We start from the raw sequence: 21,390 nt of genomic DNA on the forward strand, positions 1-21,390 counted from the left end.
CCCGTAGGTAGGGTCTGATCAAGTGCTTCGAACCGAGCGGGGTGAGCTATATGGCGACCAAGGACACCGGCGGCGGACAGCAGAAGGCGACGCGTTCCACCGAGGGGGCCGAGGAGCAGGCGCAGGACGCGCAGGCTTCCGAGGACCTCCAGGAGCGACAGGAGAAGCTGAGCGACGACGTCGACGACGTTCTCGACGAGATCGACGACGTCCTGGAGGCCAACGCCGAGGACTTCGTTCGATCGTTTGTCCAAAAGGGCGGCGAGTAGTACGGCATGTCCGACGTGAGCCGCTCGAAGAACTGATCACGCAGCCACGTTCCCCATCACGGGGTGCCTCCGCCGACAACAGGGCATCCCGTGATGGGTGGCAGGCGTACCGCCGGGAGTACCGGGCCGGTACGGCCGGCGGCGGCACCTGGCGAAGGGGAGGAACGCACGCCCCTGGGCGGCCGCACGATCTGTTCAGCCGCTTCCGCCGTACATGTGGATCACCGCCACCGGACGGGTAGGGTCCGAGGCGTACTGTGCTTCAACTGCAATTCGGCCATCGGCAAGTTGGGAGATGATCCTGACGCCTTGTGCAGGGCCATCGCTTACCTGGAGGGAAACGCGTGGAAGCCAACACTCGTAGCACCGGGCGTCTACCAGCTGCCTTCCTGACGCCGGGATCGTCCTCCTTCATGGACTTCCTGACCGACCAGTCGCCCGGGATGCTGCCGGGCAACCGGCAGCTGCCGCCCATGAAGGGCACCATCGAGGCTCCGCACGGGACGACGATCGTCGCGGCGTCGTTCCCCGGTGGCGTGGTACTCGCCGGTGACCGGCGGGCGACCATGGGCAGCATGATCGCGCAGCGCGACATCCAGAAGGTCTTCCCGGCCGACGAGTACTCGGCGGTGGGTATCGCCGGTACGGCCGGTCTGGCCGTGGAGATGGTCAAGCTGTTCCAGCTGGAGCTGGAGCACTTCGAGAAGGTCGAGGGCGCCCAGCTCTCCCTGGAGGGCAAGGCCAACAGGCTCTCCACGATGATCCGGAGCAATCTGGCGATGGCCATGCAGGGCCTCGCCGTGGTGCCGGTCTTCGCCGGCTACGACGTCGACCGCGAGCGCGGCCGGATCTTCTCCTACGACGTCACCGGGGGCCGTTCCGAGGAGCAGGGCTACGCGTCCACGGGCTCCGGGTCGATCTTCGCCCGCGGCTCCATGAAGAAGCTCTGGCGCGAGGACCTGACGGAGGAACAGACGCTCACCCTGGTCGTGCAGGCGCTGTACGACGCGGCGGACGACGACTCGGCGACCGGCGGACCGGACGTGGCCCGGCGTATCTATCCGATCATCACCGTCATCACCGACGAGGGTTTCCGGAAGCTGACCGAGACGGAATCCGCCGACATCGCCCGCTCGGTTCTGGAACGAAGGATGGAACAGCCCGACGGCCCGCGCGCCGAGCTGCTCTGAACCCCTCGTTCCCAGGCTCCTTCGATGCTCTTGTCACTGACAGAAAGGGACGGATAGCCGGTGTCGACGCCGTTCTATGTCTCACCTCAGCAGGCCATGGCCGACCGGGCGGAATACGCCCGGAAGGGCATCGCCCGTGGTCGCAGCCTGGTTGTGCTGCAGTACACCGACGGCATTGTGTTCGTCGGCGAGAACCCGTCCCGTGCGCTGCACAAGTTCAGCGAGATCTATGACCGGATCGGTTTCGCCGCCGCCGGTAAGTACAACGAGTACGAGAATCTCCGCATCGGCGGTGTGCGTTATGCCGATCTGCGCGGATACACCTATGACCGTGACGACGTGACGGCCCGCGGACTGGCGAATGTCTACGCGCAGACACTCGGCACCATCTTCTCCAGTGCGGCCGAGAAGCCGTACGAGGTGGAGCTGGTCGTCGCCGAGGTGGGCGCGGCGGCGGACGGTGACCAGATCTACCGGTTGCCGCACGACGGCTCGATCGTGGACGAGCACGGCTCGGTCGCCGTCGGTGGCAACGCGGAGCAGATCAGCACCTTCCTGGACCAGCGGCACCGTGACGGGATGTCGCTCGCCGAGGCGCTGAAGCTGGCGGTGCAGGCGCTGTCACGCGATCCCAACGGCAGCGAGCGGGAGATCCCCGCGGAGCGGCTCGAGGTCGCGGTCCTGGACCGTACGAGGCCGCAGCAGCGCAAGTTCAAGCGGATCGTCGGCCGGCAGCTGGCCCGGCTGCTGGAGGCGGACGGTGCCGGCTCGACGCCGACGGACGCCCCCTCGGACACGGAGGACGGCGACGACACCGCCGCCGCGACGCCGGCGGACACCGGTAAGCCGAGTGGCAAGCCGAGCGGGAAGAAGGCAGCCACCGACAGCCAGGCTGCCACCGGCTCCAAGGACGCGACCGGCTCCAAGGACGCAACCGGCTCCACCGATTCCGGTGGGGACGTGGAGTAGCCCTTTCTGCTGGGTGTCTGCGCCCCGGTCCGCCTCCCCGGCGGGCCGGGGCTCTGTCATGAGTGCCGGTCCATGGGCGGGGGAGCGGACGAGCCGCGGACCACCAGATGCACCGGCAGGCTGCCGGTTTCGGCCGTGCGGCCCTCCAGAACGGCCAGCAGGGCGCTCATGCCGCGTTCGCCGACCCGCTCGGCCGGCAGCCGCACGGTGGTGAGTTCCGGCTCCACGGCCGTGGCCAGGGCCAGATCGTCGAAGCCGGTCACCGAGAGGTCGTCCGGTACCCGCAGCCCGAGCCGGCGGGCGGCCTTGCAGGCGCCCGCGGCCAGGATGTCGTCGTCGCAGACGATGGCGGTGGGGCGGGGCCCGGAGAGGGCCAGCGCGCGTTCCGCGGCCTCCCGGCCGGCCCGTACGTCCAGCGCCGCAGCGACGGTGCGTACGCCGGTGCCGGGCACGCCGCGCAGGGCGTCGTGGACGGCCCCGGCGCGGACCGTGAACGTCCAGGTGTCGACGGCCGACGCGAGGTGGACGAAGCGGCGGTGGCCGAGAGCGAGCAGGTGCTCCGTCACCTGGCGCATCCCGTCGGCGACATCGAGGTTGACCCGGGCCGCCGGACCCGGGGCCGAGGGATCGCTGTCGAGCATGACCAGGGGCAGACCCGCCCCGCGCAGGGCGTCCAGCGCGTCGGCGGCCATGGAGGAGGCGATCACCCCGTCGAGTGCGGCGCGGGCCGAGGCGAAGGGGTCCCGGGCCGGGCCGGTGCCCTCGGGCGAGGGGTAGAGGACGACGCCGAAGCCGTGTTCGGCGGCGACCGCGGCGGCCCCGGTGTACACCCGGGCGAAGAACTCGTTGGTGAGGGCCGGGACGACGAGCAGGGCGGTCCTGGTGCGGCCCAGGCGCAGATTGCGGGCGGCGAGATTCGGCCGGTAGCCGAGGCCGCGGGCGGCCTCCCGCACGCGGTCCGCGGTGGCCTCGGAGACCCTGCCGCGCCACTTGTCGCCGAGGACCAGGGAGACGGTGGCCTGGGAGACACCTGCGGCCCGTGCCACGTCACGGCTGGTGGGCCGGGACGGGGCCGGCTGTGCTGGGCTGGTCACTCGGGCCTCCGGGCCGGTCGGGGCAGGAGTCGCGGGGGTGGACCCGCGGACTGGCCACATGGTACGTATGAACCCGGAAGTTATACGTAAAACCTCGGGTGGCCGGAAAGGCGTCCCAGGAGAGGGGCGGGACATGGCCGCGGGATATCTGGACATCCTCCGGACGCGGCACGCCGCCCGGCTGCTGGCGGGCACCCTCGTGGGGCGGCTGCCCAACGGCACCGCCCCCATCGCGATCGTGCTGTTCACCCGTGCGGAGGGCGGCAGCTACGCACTCGCGGGCGCCCTCGCCGCGGTCTACGGCCTGGGCACGGCGGTCGGGCAGCCGCTGCTGGGCCGCGCCGTGGACCTGTACGGCCAGCCGCGCGTCCAGCTGCCCGCCGCCGTCCTGTCCGCACTCGGCATGGCCCTGCTCGCGGTGGCGGGCTTCGGGTCGCTGCCGCTCGCCTACGGGGCCGTGGCCCTCGCCGGGGTGGCCACACCGCCCCTGGAGGGCGGCTTGCGGGCCCTGTGGCCGAGCGTCCTGGGCGGCGGCGAGGACCGGGTGCACCGGGCGTACGCCATGGACGCGGTCGCGCAGGAGGTCATGTTCACGGTGGGGCCGCTGCTGGTGACCCTGCTGGTCTCCCTTTGGTCGCCCGCCGCCGCGCTGCTCGTCATCAACGCGATCGGGGTCCTGGGGGCGCTCTCCGTCGTGCTGTCCGAGCCGTCCAGGACCTGGCGTTCCGCGCCGCGCGAGGCGCACTGGCTGGGCGCCCTCCGCTCGCCGGGGCTGCTGGCGCTGCTCGGCTGCTTCTTCTTCGTCGGACTGGCGCTGGGCTCCATCACGGTGGCGGGCGTGGCGTACGCCGACGACCAGGGCCGGGAGTCCGTCTACGGCTGGCTGATGGCAGCGCTGGGGCTCGGTGCGCTGATCGGCGGCGCGTTGTACGGGGCGCGGCAGTGGTCGGGGCCGCCCGAGCGCCGGCTGCGGGTGATCGTGGCGCTGCTCGCGCTCGGCTATCTGCCGCTGACGCTGACCCCCGGCGTGGTGGCGATGACCGTGCTGGCCGGCGTCGCCGGGGTGTTCCTGGCCCCCGCGATCGCCTGCTCGTTCATCGTCGTCGACCGGCACGCCCCGCGGGGCACGGTGACGGAGGCGTTCTCCTGGCTCGTGACGACGTTCGGGGTGGGCGCGGCGGCCGGGACGGCCGTGGCGGGCCCGGCCGTGGAACTGGGCGGGACGGCGTGGAGCTTCGCCGTCGCGGGGGCCGGTGGAGTGGCCGCGCTGCTGGTTCTGCTGGCCACCGGAAAGGTCCTCGCAGCTCCCGGGCATAGTGCCGTTGCGGTGCGAGGATCGGAAAATGATCGAAACGGTGCCGTCGAACCCGGTTTCAGCTCGGGCCATCAGGCGTAATGTTCAGTCATGGACCGCCGCATTTTCGGGCTGGAGAACGAGTACGGCGTCACGTGCACGTTCAGGGGACAGCGCCGACTGTCTCCTGATGAAGTGGCGCGCTACCTCTTCCGCCGTGTTGTGTCATGGGGCCGCAGCAGCAATGTCTTTCTGCGGAACGGCGCCCGCCTCTACCTCGACGTGGGATCGCATCCGGAATATGCAACCCCCGAATGCGACAATCTGACCGAGCTGGTCACTCACGACAAGGCAGGCGAGCGCATTCTCGAAGGCCTGCTTGTCGACGCCGAACGCCGTCTGCACGAGGAGGGAATCGCGGGCGACGTCTATCTTTTCAAGAACAACACCGACTCGGCCGGAAACTCCTACGGATGCCATGAGAACTACCTCGTGGCCCGGCACGGAGAATTCTCCCGGCTCGCGGACATCCTCATTCCCTTCCTCGTCACGAGGCAGCTGATCTGCGGTGCCGGCAAGGTGCTGCAGACCCCGCGGGGCGCCGTCTACTGCGTCAGCCAGCGTGCCGAGCACATCTGGGAGGGTGTCAGTTCCGCGACGACACGCTCCCGTCCGATCATCAACACCCGGGACGAACCGCACGCGGACGCGGAGCGGTACCGCCGCCTCCACGTCATCGTCGGCGACTCCAACATGTCCGAGACGACCATGCTGCTCAAGGTCGGCGCGACCGACCTGGTGCTCCGCATGATCGAGGCGGGCACGGTGATACGGGATCTGACCCTGGAGAACCCCATCCGGGCGATCCGCGAGGTCAGCCACGACACCACGGGGCAGCGCAAGGTGCGCCTCGCCAGTGGCCGCGAGGCATCCGCCATCGAGGTACAGCGCGAGTACTACGAGAAGGCCGTGGACTTCGTCGACCGCCGCGGCATCCGTACGGGCAACGTCGAGAAGGTCCTCGAACTGTGGGGCCGTACGCTCGACGCGATCGAGGCCGAGGACCTCGACCGGATCGGTACCGAGATCGACTGGGTCATGAAGTACAAGCTCATCGAGCGCTACCGGGCCAAGCACAACATGACCATGTCGAATCCGCGGGTCGCCCAGATAGACCTCGCCTACCACGACATCCATCGCCGCCGCGGCCTGTACTACCTGCTGGAGCGCAAGGGGCAGGCGGCCCGCATCTGCAACGACCTGAAGATCTTCGAGGGCAAGTCGGTGCCCCCGCAGACCACCCGGGCGAGGCTGCGCGGCGACTTCATCCGGCGGGCCCAGGAGCAGCGGCGGGACTTCACCGTCGACTGGGTCCACCTCAAGCTCAACGACCAGGCGCAGCGGACGGTGTTGTGCAAGGACCCGTTCCGTTCCGTGGACGACCGAGTGGAGAAGCTGATCGCGGGTATGTGAGCCGGCGCAGGAAGTGCCTCGGCTCCCAGGGCCTGTCGACAGACCCTGACGCGACTCGGGCCCCGTACGTTCCTCGTACGGGGCCCTGCGCACGCCCTAGAGTGTCCGGGACCGCGTAACAAATGTGTCGTCTGAGATCTGAGGAACCAGTGCGCCGACTTGCCGGCCTTGTAGTCGTCCCCCTGCTGCTGCTGTCAGCGGCCTGCGGCAGCGACGACAAGGGCTCCGCCTCCGCTTCCGCCTCCGCGTCCGCCCCCTCCAAGGACGGATTCCCCGCCATCACCGCGGGCGCGAAGTTCGGCGAGAAGCCCACCGTGGCCAAGGGCACGGGAACGCCGCCCAAGGAGCTGAAGACCAACGTTGTCAGTCAGGGTGACGGCGCGAAGCTCAAGAACGGCGACGCGATCCAGGTCAACTACCTCGGGCAGGCGTGGGACTCCACCAAGCCGTTCGACAACAGCTTCGACCGCAAGCAGCCGTTCGACCTGACGCTCGGCGCCGGCATGGTCATCCAGGGCTGGGACAAGGGCCTCGTCGGCCAGAAGGTCGGCAGCAGGGTCGAACTGGTCATCCCGCCGGACCTCGGTTACGGCGATCAGGGCCAGGGCGACATCAAGCCGAACGCCACCCTCGTCTTCGTCGTCGACATCCTGAAGGCGAAGCAGATCCCGGCGTCCGCCAAGGGCAGCGAGGTCGCCCAGGACAACATCGACCTGCCGAAGGTGGGCACGAACACGGACGGCAAGGCGCCGACGGTCAAGATCCCCAGCAAGTCCACCCCGCCCAAGAAGCTGGTCTCCAACTACGTCCTGGAGTCCAAGGGCGAGGTCGTCAAGGAGACCGACAGCGTCGTCGTGAACTACGTGGGACTGGTGTGGAAGGACGGCAAGACGTTCGACAGCACCTACGCGACGGGCAAGACGCAGACCTTCCCGCTGGCCCAGGTCACCCTCAAGGGACTCAAGAACGGCCTGATCGGGAAGAAGATCGGCAGCCGTGTGCTGCTCGTCGTCCCGCCGGACCAGGCCTTCGGCAGCAAGGCGCAGCAGTCCATCCCGGCGAACTCGACGCTCGTCTTCGCCGTGGACATCCTGACAAAGATGTAAGACTGTCCCGGTTGCCCAGTTCATCATTTAGAGGAGCAAAGTCAGTGAGCATCGAGAAGCCCGAGATCGACTTCCCGGGTGGCGAGCCGCCGGCCGACCTGGAGATCAAGGAGATCTGGGAAGGCGACGGCGCGGTCGCCCAGGCCGGCCAGACCGTCTCCGTCCACTACGTGGGCGTGGCCTTCTCCACCGGTGAGGAGTTCGACGCCTCCTGGAACCGCGGCGCTCCGCTCAAGTTCCAGCTCGGCGGCGGTCAGGTCATCAAGGGCTGGGACCAGGGCGTGCAGGGCATGAAGGTCGGCGGCCGTCGCCAGCTGACCATCCCCGCGCACCTCGCGTACGGTGACCGCGGCGCCGGCGGCGGCGCCATCGCGCCGGGCGAGACGCTGATCTTCGTCTGCGACCTGGTCGCTGTCTGATCCCGTACTTGTGTGCGATGCCAGGGCCCGTGCCGCAAGGCACGGGCCCTCGCTTTCGTCCGGGCCCCCCGGAGCGGTACGGTCGACGGTCGTAGAGCAAAACAGAAAGGGCGTCGATGGCGATTGCCAAGGCCGAGCGGCTGATGAACCTGGCGCTGTGTCTGCTGGGGACCCGGCGCCCGCTCAGCAAGCGCGAACTGCGCGGTTCCATCGAGGCCTACCTGGAGGCGGGCTCCGACGACGCCTTCAACCGGATGTTCGAGCGCGACAAGGACGATCTGCGCGAGCTCGGTCTGGTCATCGAGACCGTGGAGAACCTGGACGGCGACACCGGCTATCTCGCCCGCCGCGACAGCAACCGGCTGCCCCCGATCACGCTGGACGCCGAGGAGGCCGCCGCGCTCGGCCTTGCCGCCAAGGTCTGGCAGCAGGCCCGGCTGGCCGGCGCGGCCAGCGGCGCCCTGCAGAAGCTGCGGGCGGCGGGCATGCCGGAGGCCGAGGACGCGTACGAGGTGCACAGCGCCCTCGAACCCCGTATCCCCGTCCACGAGGCCGCGTTCGAACCGCTGATGCTGGCCTGCCGGGACCGCCGGGCGGTGACCTTCGACTACCGCAAGGCCAACGCCGCCCGCCCCGAGCAGCGCCAGGTCGAGCCGTGGACGCTGGAGTGCTGGCGCGGGCACTGGTACCTGGCCGGCTGGGACCGGGACCGGGGCGCCGAGCGGGTGTTCCGGCTCTCCCGGATCGCCGGCAAGGTGCGCTCCAGGGCCGGTGCGTTCACCGCCGAGGTGCCCGACGTCGTCACCGTCCGAGAGACCGTCGAGAGCTGGGCGGGGGAGACGGCGACCCGTACCGCACTGATCAGGCTGCGGGCCGGCTCCGGATACCCGCTGCGGGCCCGCGCGACAACGGTCCGGGAACTCGGGAACGGGTGGGAGGAGTTGGAGATTCCGTACGGACACGGTCTGGACGCCTGGCTCGTCGAGTTCGGCCCGGACGTGGTCGTACAGGAACCTGCGGATCTGCGGGCCGATGTGGTGGACCGGCTGCGCGCCGTGGCCAAGGACTGAGGGGACCGTATTCATGGCCACGAACGCCATCGACCAGACCCGCCGGATGCTCTCCCTGGTGACCTACCTGCGCGAGCGCCCCGGCGCCCACGTCCAGGACGTCGCGCGGGCCTTCGGGATCACCGAGGACGAGCTCATCTCGGACCTCGACGTCCTGCCCATGTGCGGGACCAGCTTCCGCGGCGGCGATCTGCTGGACATCGACACCGACGGCGACCGGATCTGGTGGCACAACCCGGACGATGTCGCGGAGCCGCTCCGGCTCGCCGCCGACGAGGCGACGGCCCTGCTGGTCGCCGCCCGCGCCGTAGCGACGCTGCCCGGACTGCGGGAGAGCGACCGGCAGGCGCTGCTGCGCGCCACCGCCAAGCTGGAGGCCGCGGCCGGTGAGGTGGGGGCGGCGAGCTCCCGGCTCTCGGTCACCTTCGAGTCCGAGGGCGGCGTCTTCGCCGATGTGGACCGGGCGATCTCCGAGCGGCGCCGGCTCTGGCTGCGCTACTACTCGCCCGCCCGCGACGAGCTCACCGAGCGCGAGGTGGACCCGATCCGGCTCTTCGCCGTCGGGCACACCTATATGGAGGCCTGGTGCCGGTCCTCCGAGGACCGGCGTACGTTCCGCCTCGACCGGGTCGCCGAGATCCGGCTGCTCGACGAGCCGGCCGCGCCGCCCGAGCTGGAGCTGCGGGATCTGTCGGAGGGGCTGGTCCAGCCCGCCGCCGAGGACCCGGAGGTCGTGGTCGAGGTCGGTCCCGGCGGGCGCTGGGTCGCCGAGTACTACCCGCACGACAGCGCCGACGAGCTGCCCGACGGCGGTCTGCGGATCACCCTGCGGACCCCCGACCCCGCCTCGCTGCGCCGCCTCGGGCTCCGGCTCGGCCGGGAGGGGCGCATCGTCTCGCCGCCGGAGCTGGCGCAGAGCGCGCGGAAGGCGGCCCGAGCGGCACTCACCGCCTACGACGGCCAGGCCTGAGGGGACACCGGAGGAGATATGAGCAACCTGTCTGTGGTGTCGGACGTCTCTTCCGTCCCGACCGTCGTCGTTCCCGAGTCCGTACGGTTCAGGGCCGCCTGCCCGGACTGCCGCGCACGGTTCGAGCTGGCGGCGGGCGCCATCCGGCTCGCGATCGGCGCCACCAGCCGGACGACGTTCTACTCCTTCACCTGCCCCGACTGCGACGCCGCCGTCCGCAGACCCGCGGGGGAGCGGATAGTCGAGCTCCTCACCGACGGCGGCGTCCGGACGCTGCGCCTGCACACCGACTCCTGAGAGGTTCTGCGCATGTTCTGGCCCATGCTCGCCATCGCCCTGGGATTCCTCGGGATCGCCGTGCTCGGCGTACTGGCCATCAGAGTGTTCGCCGAGGCCCAGCGCCTGGGGCGCCAGGTCGCCGACACGACGCGGAGTATCAACCGTGCGGCGGAGGATCTCGAGCGTGCGGCGGTGGGAGTCGCCGAGGCCGGCGGGGACGCGTTCTGACTTCTCCGGCGGGTACGCATGAAAGCGCTTTACCGCCATGGCCTTTCGGCCTGACAGGTGCGGCGGGTAGGCTCGTGCGCATGGCCCGGAGTGAGGCTCGGGCCGCAAGTGGGAGTACGGGCAGGCATTGCCCGATGTTTACCCCCGCGGGATACCATCCCTGTCGGCGCGACCCCCCGACACAGGTCCGGGCGGACCTGTAGCCCGCCCCTGCTGCCTCAGCGAAGAAGGTAAACGGATATGTTCGGAAAGCTCGGTGCCCCCGAGATCATCCTGATCCTCGTAGTGATCGTTCTGCTGTTCGGCGCGAAGAAGCTCCCCGACATGGCGCGTTCGCTGGGCAAGTCCGCCCGCATCCTCAAGAGCGAGGCGAAGGCGATGAAGGGCGAGGGCGGCAACACCGCGGCGGCTCCGTCGGACCCGCCGAAGGACGAGCAGGAGGGGTCGGTGCCGCGTACCATCCAGGCGTCGCCCGGCGACGTGACCAGCTCGCGTCCCGTGTCGGCGGAGAAGTCCAACCAGTCGCAGAGCTGAGCCGGGCACTGCTCAAGAGCTGATCGAAGGCCGGCCCTGGGCGTCGGCCTGAGCACGAGATGAGGACGTGGGTTGCTCAAGTCTGCCCGCAAACAGGAGAAGGATCCCGAAGGGCGGATGGCGCTCGCGGATCACCTGCGTGAACTGCGCAACCGGCTCGTCAAGAGCCTGTTGGCGATGGTTGTTGCCAGCACCATCGCCGTCTTCTTCTACAAGGACATTATGGAGTTCTTCACGAACCCCATTCTCAGCGAGGTGGGATGCGACCACAGTTTCTCCGACCTGGCCAAGGCGTCCAGTGAAGCGCACTGTGCGCGTATCGTACAGAACGGCCTGCTGAGCCCCTTCACGCTGGCCCTCACGGTCTCGTTCTCGTCGGGTGCAGTGCTGGCGTCTCCGGTTTGGCTCTACCAGCTTTGGGGATTTCTCGCCCCGGGACTCCACCGCCACGAGAAGAAATATGCACTCAGCTTCGTGGGTGCGGGCTTCCCCTTGTTTGTCATGGGTGCGTATTTTGCCTACTGGTCATTGCCGAAGATGGCTTCCGTGATGCTGGAATTCTCGCTCATCGGAAGCGACAACCAGCTTCCCCTTGACGGGCTCCTTCAGCTGATCATGCGGATGATCCTGGTATTCGGCCTTGCCTTCGAGCTTCCGCTTCTTCTGGTGATGCTGAACTTCGGTGGTGTCCTTTCGGGGAAGAAGTTGATCGGCTGGTGGCGCGGCATGATCATGGGTATTACGCTCTTCGCGGCAATTGCCACTCCGAGCACCGACCCGATTTCTATGCTGGCGCTTGCGGGTCCCATCTGGGTGCTGTACTTCGGGGCTGCGGGCATTGCGTTGGCGAACGATCGTCGTCGCGCTCGTCGTCGCGCCGAGGGGCCTGCTGACGATGAAGCCTCCGACTTGGACGTCACGCCGGAGGACGTGGGTGCGGTCGAGCCGGTCGGCGGGAGTCGGGACTTCCCCGAGCAGGCAACCGGTGAACGCTCGCCCGCGAATGGGTATGACGACGTGACGTAGGGCGCTGCTTCACGGCATGCCGAGAGGAGGTCACCGGACACAAGGTGGCCTCCTCTCGGCATGCCATGAGGGAGGGGTGGCGATCCTGCCGGGGGTTGCCGAAAATCACCTTGTGAGTGAAGGGCGGAGTGAATACTTTTTGCCTGGTTTTCGCGGGACCTTCACGACGCGAGATATGTGGAGGGCCCGTCGTGTTCAATTCCAGGGGGGGAACTTCAGAACGCGTCGTAGTGGGTTGAGGTCGGCGTTCGTGACGCTCGCCGCAGGTGGTGCGCTCTTCGTAGCGATGAGTAATCCCGCGGTTGCGGCTGAGGAGACGAACAAGGGTGTGCCCAGTGGGGCCCCGAGCCGTGGAACCTGTATCACTGAAATTACGGGTGCCACTGGGTGCTTTCAGCCTTACGGTGATGTGATCTACATCAGGGTCAATTCCCTTGACGGTTACTCTGTCTACGCCAAGTGGCAGAACGAAATTCGTAACTCCAGTGGTACGTGGCATTCGTACCGAAGTGGTAAGCGCACGAGCGACCGCGGGTCGGGTGACTGGGCAAAGTGTGACAAGGACTTCTATGAGGCCAGCAGCACGAATGCCCTTGGAGGTAAGGGGAGCCGCATCAAGGTCACAGCCTGTGTCGCGAGCATCGGTGACGACGAGTGTTCGACGAGCCCGTGGCTCAGCAATAACGGCTGAGGCCGTCGCCTGATCCGCGTCTCGCACGAGAGCGGCGGCCCGTCCCGAGGGCGGGCCGCTGTCGGCTGATGATGGTCCGATGTCAGCCGGCCTCGACGACGACACCTCGCGGCTCGACCTCACCCCCGAGGACATCGGCGACATGGAGCACGCATCGGCGTCGCCCACCGTGCCCGGCCGGGCCGACGGGGGACGGGACTGCGGACGGTCCTCGCTGCGCGACGGTTACGACGACAACACCTGACCTTGTAGGGTCCCCCGGGTGACCAGCGAGATCACCCTCTTCGTCAATCCCACCGCAGGACGCGGCCGGGGCGCGCACGCCGCGCAGCCGGCCGCTTCCGCGTTGCGGGACGCCGGATTCTCCGTCCGTACGGTCCTCGGTGCGGATGCCGACGACGCGCTGCGCCGGGCGCGCGAGGCGGTCGCCGGGGGGACCGGCGCGCTGATCGCCGTCGGCGGGGACGGGATGATGTCCCTCGCCCTCCAGGCCGTCGCCGGGACACGGACACCGCTCGGCGTCGTCGCAGTCGGCACCGGGAACGACTTCGCCCGCGCACTCGGGCTGCCGATACGGGATCCGGCCGCGGCCGGCCGGCTGGCCGCCGAGGCGCTCAAGGGGAGCGTCGTCCAGGAGATCGACCTCGGCCTGGTCGGCGACCGGTGGTTCGGGTCCGTGCTCGCCTCCGGCTTCGACTCCCGGGTCAACGACCGCGGCAACCGGATGCGCTGGGCCGGCGGCCGCTTCAAGTACGACCTGGCGATCCTCGCCGAACTCGCCGCGTTCAAGCCCATCGCGTACCGCATGAGCCTCGACGGCGGCCCGGTCCGGGAGACGACGGCGACGCTCATAGCCGTGGGCAACGGATCGACGTACGGCGGCGGCATGCGGATCTGTGCGGACGCCGTCATGGACGACGGGCTGTTCGACGTGACCGTCGTCGGCGACTGCAGCCGCACCACCCTGCTCAAGGTCTTCCCCAAGGTCTACAAGGGCACCCATCTCGGGCACCCGGTCGTCACCGTGCACCGGGTCTCCTCGATCACGCTCGAAGCCGTCGGTGTCACCGCGTACGCGGACGGTGAACCGCTCGGCGCTCTGCCGCTGACCGCCACCTGCGTACGGGGCGCCGCCAGGGTGCTCGGGGCCGGTTCAGCCGCGGCGAATTAAAGATCGCGTCACTGTCAGAGGCGGCGGGTAGGCTCGTGGACAAGATGACAGAGGACCTCTCACCAGCTGAGCGATACCAGGCTTCCCGGATCCGAGCCGCCGAGCAGGCGACCGCGCTCGGACCGTTCCGCGAGATGTACGAATTCGATCTGGACCCCTATCAGATCGAGGCCTGCGGGGCGCTGGAGGCCGGCAAGGGCGTGCTCGTCGCGGCCCCGACCGGCTCGGGCAAGACGATCGTCGGCGAATTCGCCGTGCACCTCGCCCTGGAGCAGGGCCGCAAGTGCTTCTACACCACGCCGATCAAGGCCCTTTCCAACCAGAAGTTCGCCGACCTGGCCAAGCGCTACGGCGCGGACAAGGTGGGCCTGCTCACCGGCGACAACAGCGTCAACGCCGATGCCCCGGTGGTCGTCATGACCACCGAGGTCCTGCGGAACATGCTGTACGCGGGCTCCCAGGCGCTGGTCGGCCTCGGCTATGTGGTGATGGACGAGGTGCACTACCTCTCCGACCGCTTCCGGGGCGCGGTGTGGGAGGAAGTGATCATCCACCTGCCCGAGTCCGTGACACTGGTGTCACTGTCGGCGACTGTGTCCAACGCCGAGGAGTTCGGCGACTGGCTGGACACCGTCCGCGGCGACACCGCCGTGATCGTCTCCGAGCACCGGCCGGTGCCGCTCTGGCAGCATGTGCTGGCCGGCCGCCGGATGTACGACCTCTTCGAGGAGGAGAGCGACCACGGCGGCCGCGGTGTCGGACGCCGTGAGGTCAACCCCGACCTCGTCCGGCTCGCCCGCATGGAGAACCAGCGCGGATACAACCCGCGCGAGCGCAGGCGCGGAAAGATGGTGCGCGAGGCGGACCGCGAGCGGGAGCGGCGCCAGCGCAGCCGGATCTGGACGCCGTCGAGGCCCGAGGTCATCGACCGGCTGGACGCCGAGGGGCTGCTGCCCGCCATCACGTTCATCTTCAGCCGGGCCGGCTGCGAGGCCTCCGTGCAGCAGTGCCTGCACGCCGGACTCCGGCTCAACGACGAGGACAAGCGCCGGCTGGTGCGGGAGATCGTCGAGGAGCGAACGGCGTCCATCCCCACCGAGGACCTCCACGTCCTCGGCTACTACGAATGGCTCGAAGGCCTGGAGCGGGGCATCGCCGCGCACCACGCCGGGATGCTGCCGACCTTCAAGGAGGTCGTCGAGGAGCTCTTCGTACGCGGGCTCGTGAAGGCGGTCTTCGCCACGGAGACGCTGGCGCTCGGCATCAACATGCCCGCCCGCTCCGTGGTCCTGGAGAAGCTCGTCAAGTGGAACGGCGAGCAGCACGCGGACATCACCCCCGGCGAGTACACCCAGTTGACGGGCCGGGCCGGGCGGCGCGGGATCGACGTCGAGGGCCACGCGGTGGTGCTCTGGCAGCGCGGCATGGACCCGGGAGCGCTGGCCGGACTCGCGGGTACGCGTACGTATCCGCTGCGCTCCAGCTTCCGCCCCTCCTACAACATGGCCGTGAACCTGGTGCAGCAGTTCGGCAAGCACCGCTCGCGGGAGCTGCTGGAGACCTCGTTCGCCCAGTTCCAGGCGGACCGGTCGGTGGTCGGGATCTCCCGCCAGGTCCAGAAGAACGAGGAGGGCCTGGAGGGCTACAAGGAGGGAATGACCTGCCACCTCGGTGACTTCGAGGAGTACGCGCGGCTGCGCCGCGAACTCAAGGACCGGGAGACGGAGCTCGCCAAACACGGTGCGTCGCAGCGGCGGGCCGCGGCGGCGGCGTCCCTGGAGAAGCTCAAGCCCGGCGACGTCATCCATGTGCCGACCGGGAAGTTCGCCGGACTGGCGCTCGTCCTGGACCCCGGGCTGCCCGCCGGGCGGACCAACGGGCACGGACACCGCGGGCTCGAATACCACGACGGGCCGCGGCCGTTGGTGCTGACGGCCGAACGGCAGGTCAAGCGGCTGGCCTCGATCGACTTCCCGGTGCCGGTGGAGGCGCTGGAGCGGATGCGCGTCCCGAAGTCGTTCAACCCGCGCTCGCCGCAGTCGCGCCGCGATCTGGCGTCCGCGCTGCGCACCAAGGCCGGCCACATCGTGCCGGACCGGCACCGCAAGGAGCGGTCCCCCGCCGCCGACGACCGCGAGATCGCGCGCTACCGGGCCGAGTTGCGCGCCCACCCCTGCCACGGGTGCGACGAGCGAGAGGACCACGCGCGGTGGGCCGAGCGGTACCATAGGCTGCAGCGGGACACCCAGCAGCTGGAGCGCCGCATCGAGGGGCGCACCAACACGATCGCCCGGACCTTCGACCGGATCGTGGCCCTGCTCACCGAGCTCGACTATCTGCGGGGCAGCGAGGTCACCGAGCACGGGCGGCGGCTGGCCCGGCTGTACGGCGAGCTGGACCTGCTGGCGAGCGAGTGCCTGCGGGCGGGTGTGTGGGAGGGGCTGAACCCTGCCGAACTCGCCGCGTGCGTTTCGGCGTTGGTGTTCGAGGCACGGCAGGCCGATGACGCGGTGGCGCCCAAGCTGCCGTCCGGGCCGGCGAAGACCGCGATGGGCGAGATGGTCCGGATCTGGGGGCGGCTCGATGCCCTGGAGGAGGACTTCAAGATCAACCAGGCGGAGGGGGTCGGACAGCGCGAACCCGACCTCGGCTTCGCCTGGGCGGTGTACATGTGGGCGTCCGGCCGGACGCTGGACGAGGTGCTGCGCGAGGCGGAGATGCCGGCGGGGGACTTCGTACGGTGGTGCAAGCAGGTGATCGATGTGCTGGGGCAGGTGGCGGCCGCGGCTCCGCGCGAGGGCAGTTCGGTGGGGCGGAATGCGCGAAAGGCGGTTGATGAGGTGTTGCGGGGAGTGGTGGCCTACAGCTCTGTGGGGTGAGGCGGGCCGGCCGCGGCCCGCCCCCTCGCGTGGGCCGTCGTCAGCGGGTGGTCGCCGCTCCGACGGCTGAGCCGAAGCGCGCCTTCACGGCCGGGTGATCCAGCGACTCCGGGGTGAAGAGGATCGAGCCCACCCCGGTCGGTCCGGTCGCCGAGCCCGGGATGACGCTCACCGCTCCCGTCGCCAGATACTTGCCGGGCGCGCCGACCGCCAGGTCCGCACGGCCGTCCGCGTCGAAGTCCCCGGCCGTCACCGACTGCCCGAACTGGTCGTTGCCCTCCATCACTCCCATCACCCCGGGTGAGTCCAGAGTCAGCTTCCGGGCGCGGGCCGCGTCCAGCCCGGTCGCCGTCCCCGGTACGACGGTCAGCGCCCCCGCGTTCTGGATGCCGTCGGAGTCCGGCTCGCCGACCACGGCGGTCACCAGGTCGGCGTGCCCGTCGCCGTCAGTGTCGGCGAGGACGCCCGCGGTGCCCGGTTCCACGGCGCCGCCGTAGGGCACACCCGCGCCCAGCCCGGCGGCGGTGCCCGGGAACATGCGCAGCAGGAACTCGTCGGGGCCGTCGGAACCGGTGGTGTCCACGACCACGTCGTCGCGGCCGTCGCCCGTGATGTCGCCGGTCACGACGCTGTAGCCGGTGAAGGGCAGCCCTGTCCGGCCGATCGGCGCCGTCTTCAGGCCCTGCGCCGAACCCGGCAGCACGGCCAGGGTCCCCTCGTCGGCCCCGTCGTCGAAGTAGGCCTGCGTGACCAGGTCCGTGTAGCCGTCGCCGTTGATGTCGCCCGAGGCGATCGGTCCCATCCCGGCGCCGCCGCCGGGCGGGGCGAACGCGGTCATCGCCGGTTCGTCGATGTCCCGCAGATCGCTCGCACCGCGTACGACGTTCACCTTCGTCCCGGTGGAGACCGCGATGTCGTCCCGTCCGTCGTGGTCGAAGTCGCCGACCGTCAGATTGTCGCCGAACCCCTCGCGCGCGGCCGGCTTCGGATTGTGGAACGCGATGGCGTCACCGCTCAGTCCGCCCTTGGCCCCGAAGACGATCGTCACGGCGCCCGCGCCCGCCACGGTCCCGATGGCCTCGCCGCCCGAACCGATCACCAGGTCGGTGTACCCGTCGCCGTCCACGTCGCCCATGGCCACCGAGGACCCGAACCGGTCACCGGCCTCCGGTACACCCGGAATTCCGGCCGTGTCCTGGGTGATGCCCTTGTGCCGGGTGACCCGGATGCCCTGGCCGGTGCCGTACACGAGGGACACGTAGCCCGCCTTCGCGTACCCGGCGACGGTGCCTTCCGGGGCGCCGACGGCGAGGTCGCCGAACCCGTCCCCGTCCACGTCGCCCGGCGCGGAGGCGGCCGCCCCGCGCGGATTCTGCGACGCACCCGCCGCCCCGTGACCCGGTGCGGCGAAGGCGGCGGGTGCCACCAGGGCCCCCGCCGCCACAGCTGTCGCCAGAGCCGTACACGCCATCAGATGCCGCGCCATATGCCCACTCCCGCCCTTGTGTTCCCGAGTGGCGCCGCCGGCCGCCCCGGAGGGCGCCGGCCGCTGCCTTCAACCCACAAGACCCGTGAGGGGGATGAATAGTTGCGGTCGTCCCGCCGGCCTCCCGGAGAGTTTGGGTGTCTCGCGCGTCATCTTCCGGGCACGCGGACGCCCGCACCGTGAACGATCCACGGTGCAGGCCGTCACAGCACGTCGGGCGCCGGTCTACGACCGGCGTCGGCTGCTCCTCAACGACGCTCCTGTGCAGATCAGCCCCAGGAGGACGGTCAGGCCGCCGATGATGACGTTGTTGAGCACGACGCCCATGTCCGGGCTGCTGCCCACTATCCAGGGCGAGACGATCATCCAGGCGCCCATGGCGCAGATGGCCCAGCTCAGGCCATACATCCGTTGCGGCATCACGGTGAACCCGAGACCCAGCACGGCGATCGCGATACCCATGATCAGGTTGTGGTTCACCAGGGTGGTCTGGCTCGTCGTGAAGTGCAGCACCCAGGGCGAGATGGCGCAGTACAGGCCGACCAGGAACACCGGTCCGTCCACGAGCGCCACATCGCGGCCACCCATCACGCGGGCGTAACGATCACGCATTTCGGAGGCATCGGGGTGTCCGGCCAAGTCACGGCCGGCATGCGAGACGTTTGACATGAGGTTCGTCTCCTTCGCTCCCGCAGGCCAGGACACGCCTTGTGCGATGAGCGGCCTGCTATGCCATTCTGCTCTTACTTGTGCCTTATGTGTAGTTTTGGGGCGGCTGAATTTCGGCAGGAATCGCATCGGTCCGCCGGCCGTCCAGCCGCCAGGCCAGGGCCACCGGATCCGGTGTGCGCTGCACCCGGCCCCGTCGGGTTGTCGGGGGAGCGCGCCCCGTCCCGCGGTGGCACGCTACTTCGGGGGCATCAGGACCGAGTCGACGATGTAGACCGTCGCGTTGGCGGTCGGGACGTTGCCGCAGACGACCTTCGAGGAGTCGTTCACGGTGTACGTCATGTCCGAACCCGACGTCGTCAGCTCGCCCTTCTCCAGGGTCTCGAAGGAGCCCTTCTCCAACTGCTTCGGCATCAGCTTCTCGCCCACCACGTGGTAGGTGAGCACCTTGGTCAGCTCGGCCTTGTCCGCCAGCAGCTTGTCCAGGTCGGCCTTCGGGATCTTCGCGAAGGCGTCGTTGGTCGGGGCGAACACCGTGATGTTCCGCGCGTTGTTCAGGGTGTCGACCAGACCGGCCTTCGTCACCGCGGTGACGAGGGTGGAGAGCGCCGGGTTGTTCGAGGCTGCCGTGGCGACCGGGTCCTTCGCCATGCCGTCGAAGGAGCCCGAACCGCTCTTCGGCACGGACGCGCAGCCCGGCCCGAAGGGCTTGTCCATGCTCATCGAGTCGTCGGCGGAAGCGGTGGCCGATGCCTTGGCCGAGCTGCCGGCGGAGCCGGACGCGCTGTCCTTGGAATCGCTGGAGCAGGCCGTGAGGGCGAGCGGGAGTACCGCTGCCGCCGACACGGCGAGGGCGGCGCGGCGGACGTAGAGGGTGTTCATGACGTTCTCCTGGATCGAACCGGGTGACGGAATGATTACGTTCAGCGAAGGGGGGAAGGTGTGGGAGCCGGCGGCCGTGCTCCGTGCGCGGTGCGGGTGGGGAAGCCGAAGCGGCGGTGTCCGTTCAGGACACGTCGACGACCACCGAGTGCCAGCCGGTCGCCCCGTTGGGCACCGTGCCGACCCGTTTGCCGGTCTGGGTGGCGCCGGTGCGGTCCGTCGCCCGGACCTCAAGGGTGTGGTTGCCGGAGGTGGCCGGCCACTCCCACACCCACTGGCGCCAGGTGTCCCGGCTGTCCTCGGCCGCCAGCCGCGCAGGGTGCCACGCGCCGCCGTCCACCCGGACCTCGACCCGCGAGATCCCGCGGTGCTGGGCCCAGGCGACCCCGGCGACCGGGATCGTGCCGGCCTTCGGGGAGGCGAACGGGCGGGGGGTGTCGATCCGGGACTCGGTCTTGATGGGGGCCTGCTGGGACCAGGACCGCTTGACCCAGTAGGCGTCGTAGTCGTCGAACGTGGTGAGCTCGATGTCCTTCATCCACTTGCAGGCCGATACATATCCGTACAGGCCGGGAACGACCATCCGGACCGGGAAGCCGTGCTCGAAGGGCAGCGGCTCACCGTTCATGCCGAGGGCGAGCATCGCGTCGCGCCCGTCCATGACCGTCTCGACCGGGGTGCCGATGGTCATGCCGTCCACCGAGCGCGTGATGATCTGGTTGGCGGGACCGCCGCGGGACGGCGGCCTCACCCCGGCCTCGCGCAGCAGATCGGCCAGCCGCACACCGATCCACCGGGCGTTGCCGACATACGGTCCCCCCACCTCGTTGGACACGCAGGTCAGGGTGATGTCGCGCTCGATGATCTCGCGGCGCAGCAGGTCCTTGAAGCTGAGCGTCACCGGGCGTTTCACGCCCTTCCCGTGGATCCTCAGCTTCCAGTCGTTCGCGTCGATGCGCGGCACGACCAGGGCCGTGTCCACCCGGTAGAAGCTCTTGTTCGGCGTGACGAACGAGCCCAGTCCCCGGATCCTCAGATCGGCGCCCGCCGGCATGGCCGGCGCCGCCGAGGCGGGCACCGGCAGCACCAGGTCGTGCCGTGAGGCGGTGGCCCCGGCCTGAACGGCGGAGGTGAGCCGCCGCCCCAGCAGGCCGGCGCCGGCCGAGGCCGCCGCCGCGGCGCTCGCCGCGATGACGAAGCCCCGCCGGTCGAAGGTGCCGGATACGGGCTCCCCGCCCCTTTCGCCAGCCGCTGGGGAGGGACCGGGAGCCGGTGTGAGCCGTCCGACCAGGAGATACAGGACCCCTGCGGCCAGTACGGCACCCACCACCGAGGGCAGCGCGTCGGCGGGCCGGCCCTCCGGCCGGCCCACCGCGGCGACCGCCCCGACCACACCGAAGACCAGTACGGCGGCCGAGCCGGTCACCCGGTGCCGCAGTGCCAGTACTCCGACCACCACGGCGAAGGCCGCCAGGAGAACCAGGATGCCCAGCTCCAGGACCAGCTTGTCGTTGGTGCCGAAATGCCGGATGGCGAAGTCCTTCAGCGCCGGGGGAGTGCGGTCGATGACCGCACCGCCCACCGCCGTGATCGGACCCGCCTCGGGACGGATGACCGCCGCCACCAGCTCGGCCACGGCCAGGGCGCTGAACCCGGCGATCAGACCGCTGAGCGCGGCGAACAGAGCACGC

Annotated in this window: 21 protein-coding genes and 1 pseudogene; 17 read left to right on the forward strand and 5 right to left on the reverse strand. The window is 69.6% G+C overall.

Annotation, left to right across the window (positions count from 1 at the left end; translation table 11 throughout):
• Positions 1-50: 50 nt before the first annotated feature.
• From ACZ6S6_RS19745 to prcA, 4 genes and pseudogenes are all read left to right on the forward strand, one after another.
• Positions 51-269 carry a ubiquitin-like protein Pup gene (locus tag ACZ6S6_RS19745; protein ID WP_362956243.1) on the forward strand — a complete coding sequence of 73 codons (219 nt, stop codon included), beginning with the start codon at positions 51-53 and terminating at the stop codon, positions 267-269.
• Positions 270-458: 189 nt separating this feature from the next.
• Positions 459-662, forward strand: a pseudogene (locus ACZ6S6_RS19750) (endonuclease VII domain-containing protein); the annotation flags it as partial.
• Entirely contained in the window at positions 614-1,459 is an 846-nt protein-coding gene (gene prcB, locus ACZ6S6_RS19755; RefSeq protein WP_362956240.1) for a proteasome subunit beta, read from the forward strand. The pseudogene ACZ6S6_RS19750 and the gene prcB, both read left to right, overlap by 49 nt.
• A 60-nt stretch (positions 1,460-1,519) precedes the next feature.
• Positions 1,520-2,428: a proteasome subunit alpha gene (gene prcA, locus ACZ6S6_RS19760; RefSeq protein WP_469706379.1), complete on the forward strand. Its 909-nt coding sequence runs from the start codon at positions 1,520-1,522 to the stop codon at positions 2,426-2,428.
• Between the two features lie 56 nt (positions 2,429-2,484).
• On the opposite strand, the gene ACZ6S6_RS19765 is transcribed toward prcA, so the two are convergent.
• On the reverse strand, positions 2,485-3,522 hold the full coding sequence (locus ACZ6S6_RS19765; RefSeq protein ID WP_362956234.1) for a LacI family DNA-binding transcriptional regulator: 1,038 nt from the start codon (positions 3,520-3,522) through the stop codon (positions 2,485-2,487).
• A 133-nt stretch (positions 3,523-3,655) separates the two neighbouring features.
• Here ACZ6S6_RS19765 and ACZ6S6_RS19770 point away from each other — a divergent pair, with 133 nt between their 5' ends.
• The 13 genes from ACZ6S6_RS19770 (at position 3,656) to ACZ6S6_RS19830 (ending at position 16,662) form a co-directional block, all read left to right on the forward strand.
• Positions 3,656-4,918 carry an MFS transporter gene (locus tag ACZ6S6_RS19770; protein ID WP_469706380.1) on the forward strand — a complete coding sequence of 421 codons (1,263 nt, stop codon included), beginning with the start codon at positions 3,656-3,658 and terminating at the stop codon, positions 4,916-4,918.
• 9 nt (positions 4,919-4,927) lie between these two features.
• Positions 4,928-6,289 (forward strand): Pup--protein ligase, encoded by a 1,362-nt coding sequence (pafA, locus tag ACZ6S6_RS19775; RefSeq protein ID WP_362956228.1) that lies wholly within the window; start codon positions 4,928-4,930, stop codon positions 6,287-6,289.
• A gap of 149 nt (positions 6,290-6,438) precedes the next feature.
• Entirely contained in the window at positions 6,439-7,395 is a 957-nt protein-coding gene (locus ACZ6S6_RS19780; RefSeq protein ID WP_469706381.1) for an FKBP-type peptidyl-prolyl cis-trans isomerase, read from the forward strand.
• A gap of 44 nt (positions 7,396-7,439) precedes the next feature.
• Positions 7,440-7,814: an FKBP-type peptidyl-prolyl cis-trans isomerase gene (locus ACZ6S6_RS19785; RefSeq protein ID WP_362956223.1), complete on the forward strand. Its 375-nt coding sequence runs from the start codon at positions 7,440-7,442 to the stop codon at positions 7,812-7,814.
• A 116-nt stretch (positions 7,815-7,930) separates the two neighbouring features.
• Positions 7,931-8,884 (forward strand): helix-turn-helix transcriptional regulator, encoded by a 954-nt coding sequence (locus ACZ6S6_RS19790; protein WP_362956220.1) that lies wholly within the window; start codon positions 7,931-7,933, stop codon positions 8,882-8,884.
• A 13-nt stretch (positions 8,885-8,897) separates the two neighbouring features.
• Complete coding sequence (locus ACZ6S6_RS19795; protein WP_362956217.1) at positions 8,898-9,854, forward strand: helix-turn-helix transcriptional regulator; 957 nt, start codon at positions 8,898-8,900, stop codon at positions 9,852-9,854.
• Between the two features lie 18 nt (positions 9,855-9,872).
• Positions 9,873-10,151: a hypothetical protein gene (locus tag ACZ6S6_RS19800; RefSeq protein ID WP_362956214.1), complete on the forward strand. Its 279-nt coding sequence runs from the start codon at positions 9,873-9,875 to the stop codon at positions 10,149-10,151.
• Positions 10,152-10,163: 12 nt separating this feature from the next.
• On the forward strand, positions 10,164-10,361 hold the full coding sequence (locus ACZ6S6_RS19805) for a hypothetical protein (protein ID WP_363030420.1): 198 nt from the start codon (positions 10,164-10,166) through the stop codon (positions 10,359-10,361).
• Positions 10,362-10,601: 240 nt separating this feature from the next.
• Positions 10,602-10,895, forward strand: coding sequence for a Sec-independent protein translocase subunit TatA (tatA, locus tag ACZ6S6_RS19810; RefSeq protein WP_362956209.1), 294 nt, complete (start codon positions 10,602-10,604; stop codon positions 10,893-10,895).
• Positions 10,896-10,967: 72 nt separating this feature from the next.
• The gene (gene tatC, locus ACZ6S6_RS19815; protein ID WP_362956207.1) at positions 10,968-11,921 is read left to right on the forward strand and encodes a twin-arginine translocase subunit TatC; all 954 of its coding nucleotides are present in this window, start codon (positions 10,968-10,970) and stop codon (positions 11,919-11,921) included.
• Positions 11,922-12,691: 770 nt separating this feature from the next.
• Complete coding sequence (locus tag ACZ6S6_RS19820; RefSeq protein WP_469706382.1) at positions 12,692-12,856, forward strand: hypothetical protein; 165 nt, start codon at positions 12,692-12,694, stop codon at positions 12,854-12,856.
• A gap of 18 nt (positions 12,857-12,874) precedes the next feature.
• Positions 12,875-13,783 (forward strand): diacylglycerol kinase family protein, encoded by a 909-nt coding sequence (locus ACZ6S6_RS19825; RefSeq protein ID WP_469706383.1) that lies wholly within the window; start codon positions 12,875-12,877, stop codon positions 13,781-13,783.
• A 44-nt stretch (positions 13,784-13,827) separates the two neighbouring features.
• Positions 13,828-16,662, forward strand: a complete 2,835-nt coding sequence (locus ACZ6S6_RS19830; protein WP_362956198.1) for a DEAD/DEAH box helicase — start codon at positions 13,828-13,830, stop codon at positions 16,660-16,662.
• Positions 16,663-16,702: 40 nt separating this feature from the next.
• Here ACZ6S6_RS19830 and ACZ6S6_RS19835 read toward each other — a convergent pair whose 3' ends face one another.
• From ACZ6S6_RS19835 to ACZ6S6_RS19850, 4 genes are all read right to left on the reverse strand, one after another.
• Positions 16,703-18,148, reverse strand: a complete 1,446-nt coding sequence (locus ACZ6S6_RS19835; RefSeq protein WP_362956195.1) for an FG-GAP-like repeat-containing protein — start codon at positions 18,146-18,148, stop codon at positions 16,703-16,705.
• Positions 18,149-18,373: 225 nt separating this feature from the next.
• Positions 18,374-18,817 carry an SPW repeat protein gene (locus tag ACZ6S6_RS19840; protein WP_362956193.1) on the reverse strand — a complete coding sequence of 148 codons (444 nt, stop codon included), beginning with the start codon at positions 18,815-18,817 and terminating at the stop codon, positions 18,374-18,376.
• Positions 18,818-19,054: 237 nt separating this feature from the next.
• Positions 19,055-19,699: a fasciclin domain-containing protein gene (locus ACZ6S6_RS19845; protein ID WP_362956190.1), complete on the reverse strand. Its 645-nt coding sequence runs from the start codon at positions 19,697-19,699 to the stop codon at positions 19,055-19,057.
• 124 nt (positions 19,700-19,823) lie between these two features.
• A complete protein-coding gene (locus ACZ6S6_RS19850) occupies positions 19,824-21,362 on the reverse strand; it encodes a molybdopterin-dependent oxidoreductase (protein WP_469706517.1) in 1,539 nt (512 codons plus the stop codon).
• Positions 21,363-21,390 lie beyond the last annotated feature (28 nt).

The organism is Streptomyces sp. NPDC048671 (genome assembly GCF_055587045.1).

Bases quoted from the DNA above. Each gene is read 5' to 3' on its own strand.
- ACZ6S6_RS19745 (WP_362956243.1), top strand. From the start codon at position 51: ATGGCGACCAAGGACACCGGCGGCGGACAGCAGAAGGCGACGCGTTCC.
- ACZ6S6_RS19770 (WP_469706380.1), top strand. From the start codon at position 3,656: ATGGCCGCGGGATATCTGGACATCCTCCGGACGCGGCACGCCGCCCGG.
- pafA (WP_362956228.1), top strand. From the start codon at position 4,928: ATGGACCGCCGCATTTTCGGGCTGGAGAACGAGTACGGCGTCACGTGC.
- ACZ6S6_RS19790 (WP_362956220.1), top strand. From the start codon at position 7,931: ATGGCGATTGCCAAGGCCGAGCGGCTGATGAACCTGGCGCTGTGTCTG.
- ACZ6S6_RS19795 (WP_362956217.1), top strand. From the start codon at position 8,898: ATGGCCACGAACGCCATCGACCAGACCCGCCGGATGCTCTCCCTGGTG.
- ACZ6S6_RS19800 (WP_362956214.1), top strand. From the start codon at position 9,873: ATGAGCAACCTGTCTGTGGTGTCGGACGTCTCTTCCGTCCCGACCGTC.
- ACZ6S6_RS19805 (WP_363030420.1), top strand. From the start codon at position 10,164: ATGTTCTGGCCCATGCTCGCCATCGCCCTGGGATTCCTCGGGATCGCC.
- tatA (WP_362956209.1), top strand. From the start codon at position 10,602: ATGTTCGGAAAGCTCGGTGCCCCCGAGATCATCCTGATCCTCGTAGTG.
- ACZ6S6_RS19820 (WP_469706382.1), top strand. From the start codon at position 12,692: ATGTCAGCCGGCCTCGACGACGACACCTCGCGGCTCGACCTCACCCCC.
- ACZ6S6_RS19830 (WP_362956198.1), top strand. From the start codon at position 13,828: ATGACAGAGGACCTCTCACCAGCTGAGCGATACCAGGCTTCCCGGATC.
- ACZ6S6_RS19835 (WP_362956195.1), bottom strand. From the start codon at position 18,148: ATGGCGCGGCATCTGATGGCGTGTACGGCTCTGGCGACAGCTGTGGCG.
- ACZ6S6_RS19840 (WP_362956193.1), bottom strand. From the start codon at position 18,817: ATGTCAAACGTCTCGCATGCCGGCCGTGACTTGGCCGGACACCCCGAT.
- ACZ6S6_RS19845 (WP_362956190.1), bottom strand. From the start codon at position 19,699: ATGAACACCCTCTACGTCCGCCGCGCCGCCCTCGCCGTGTCGGCGGCA.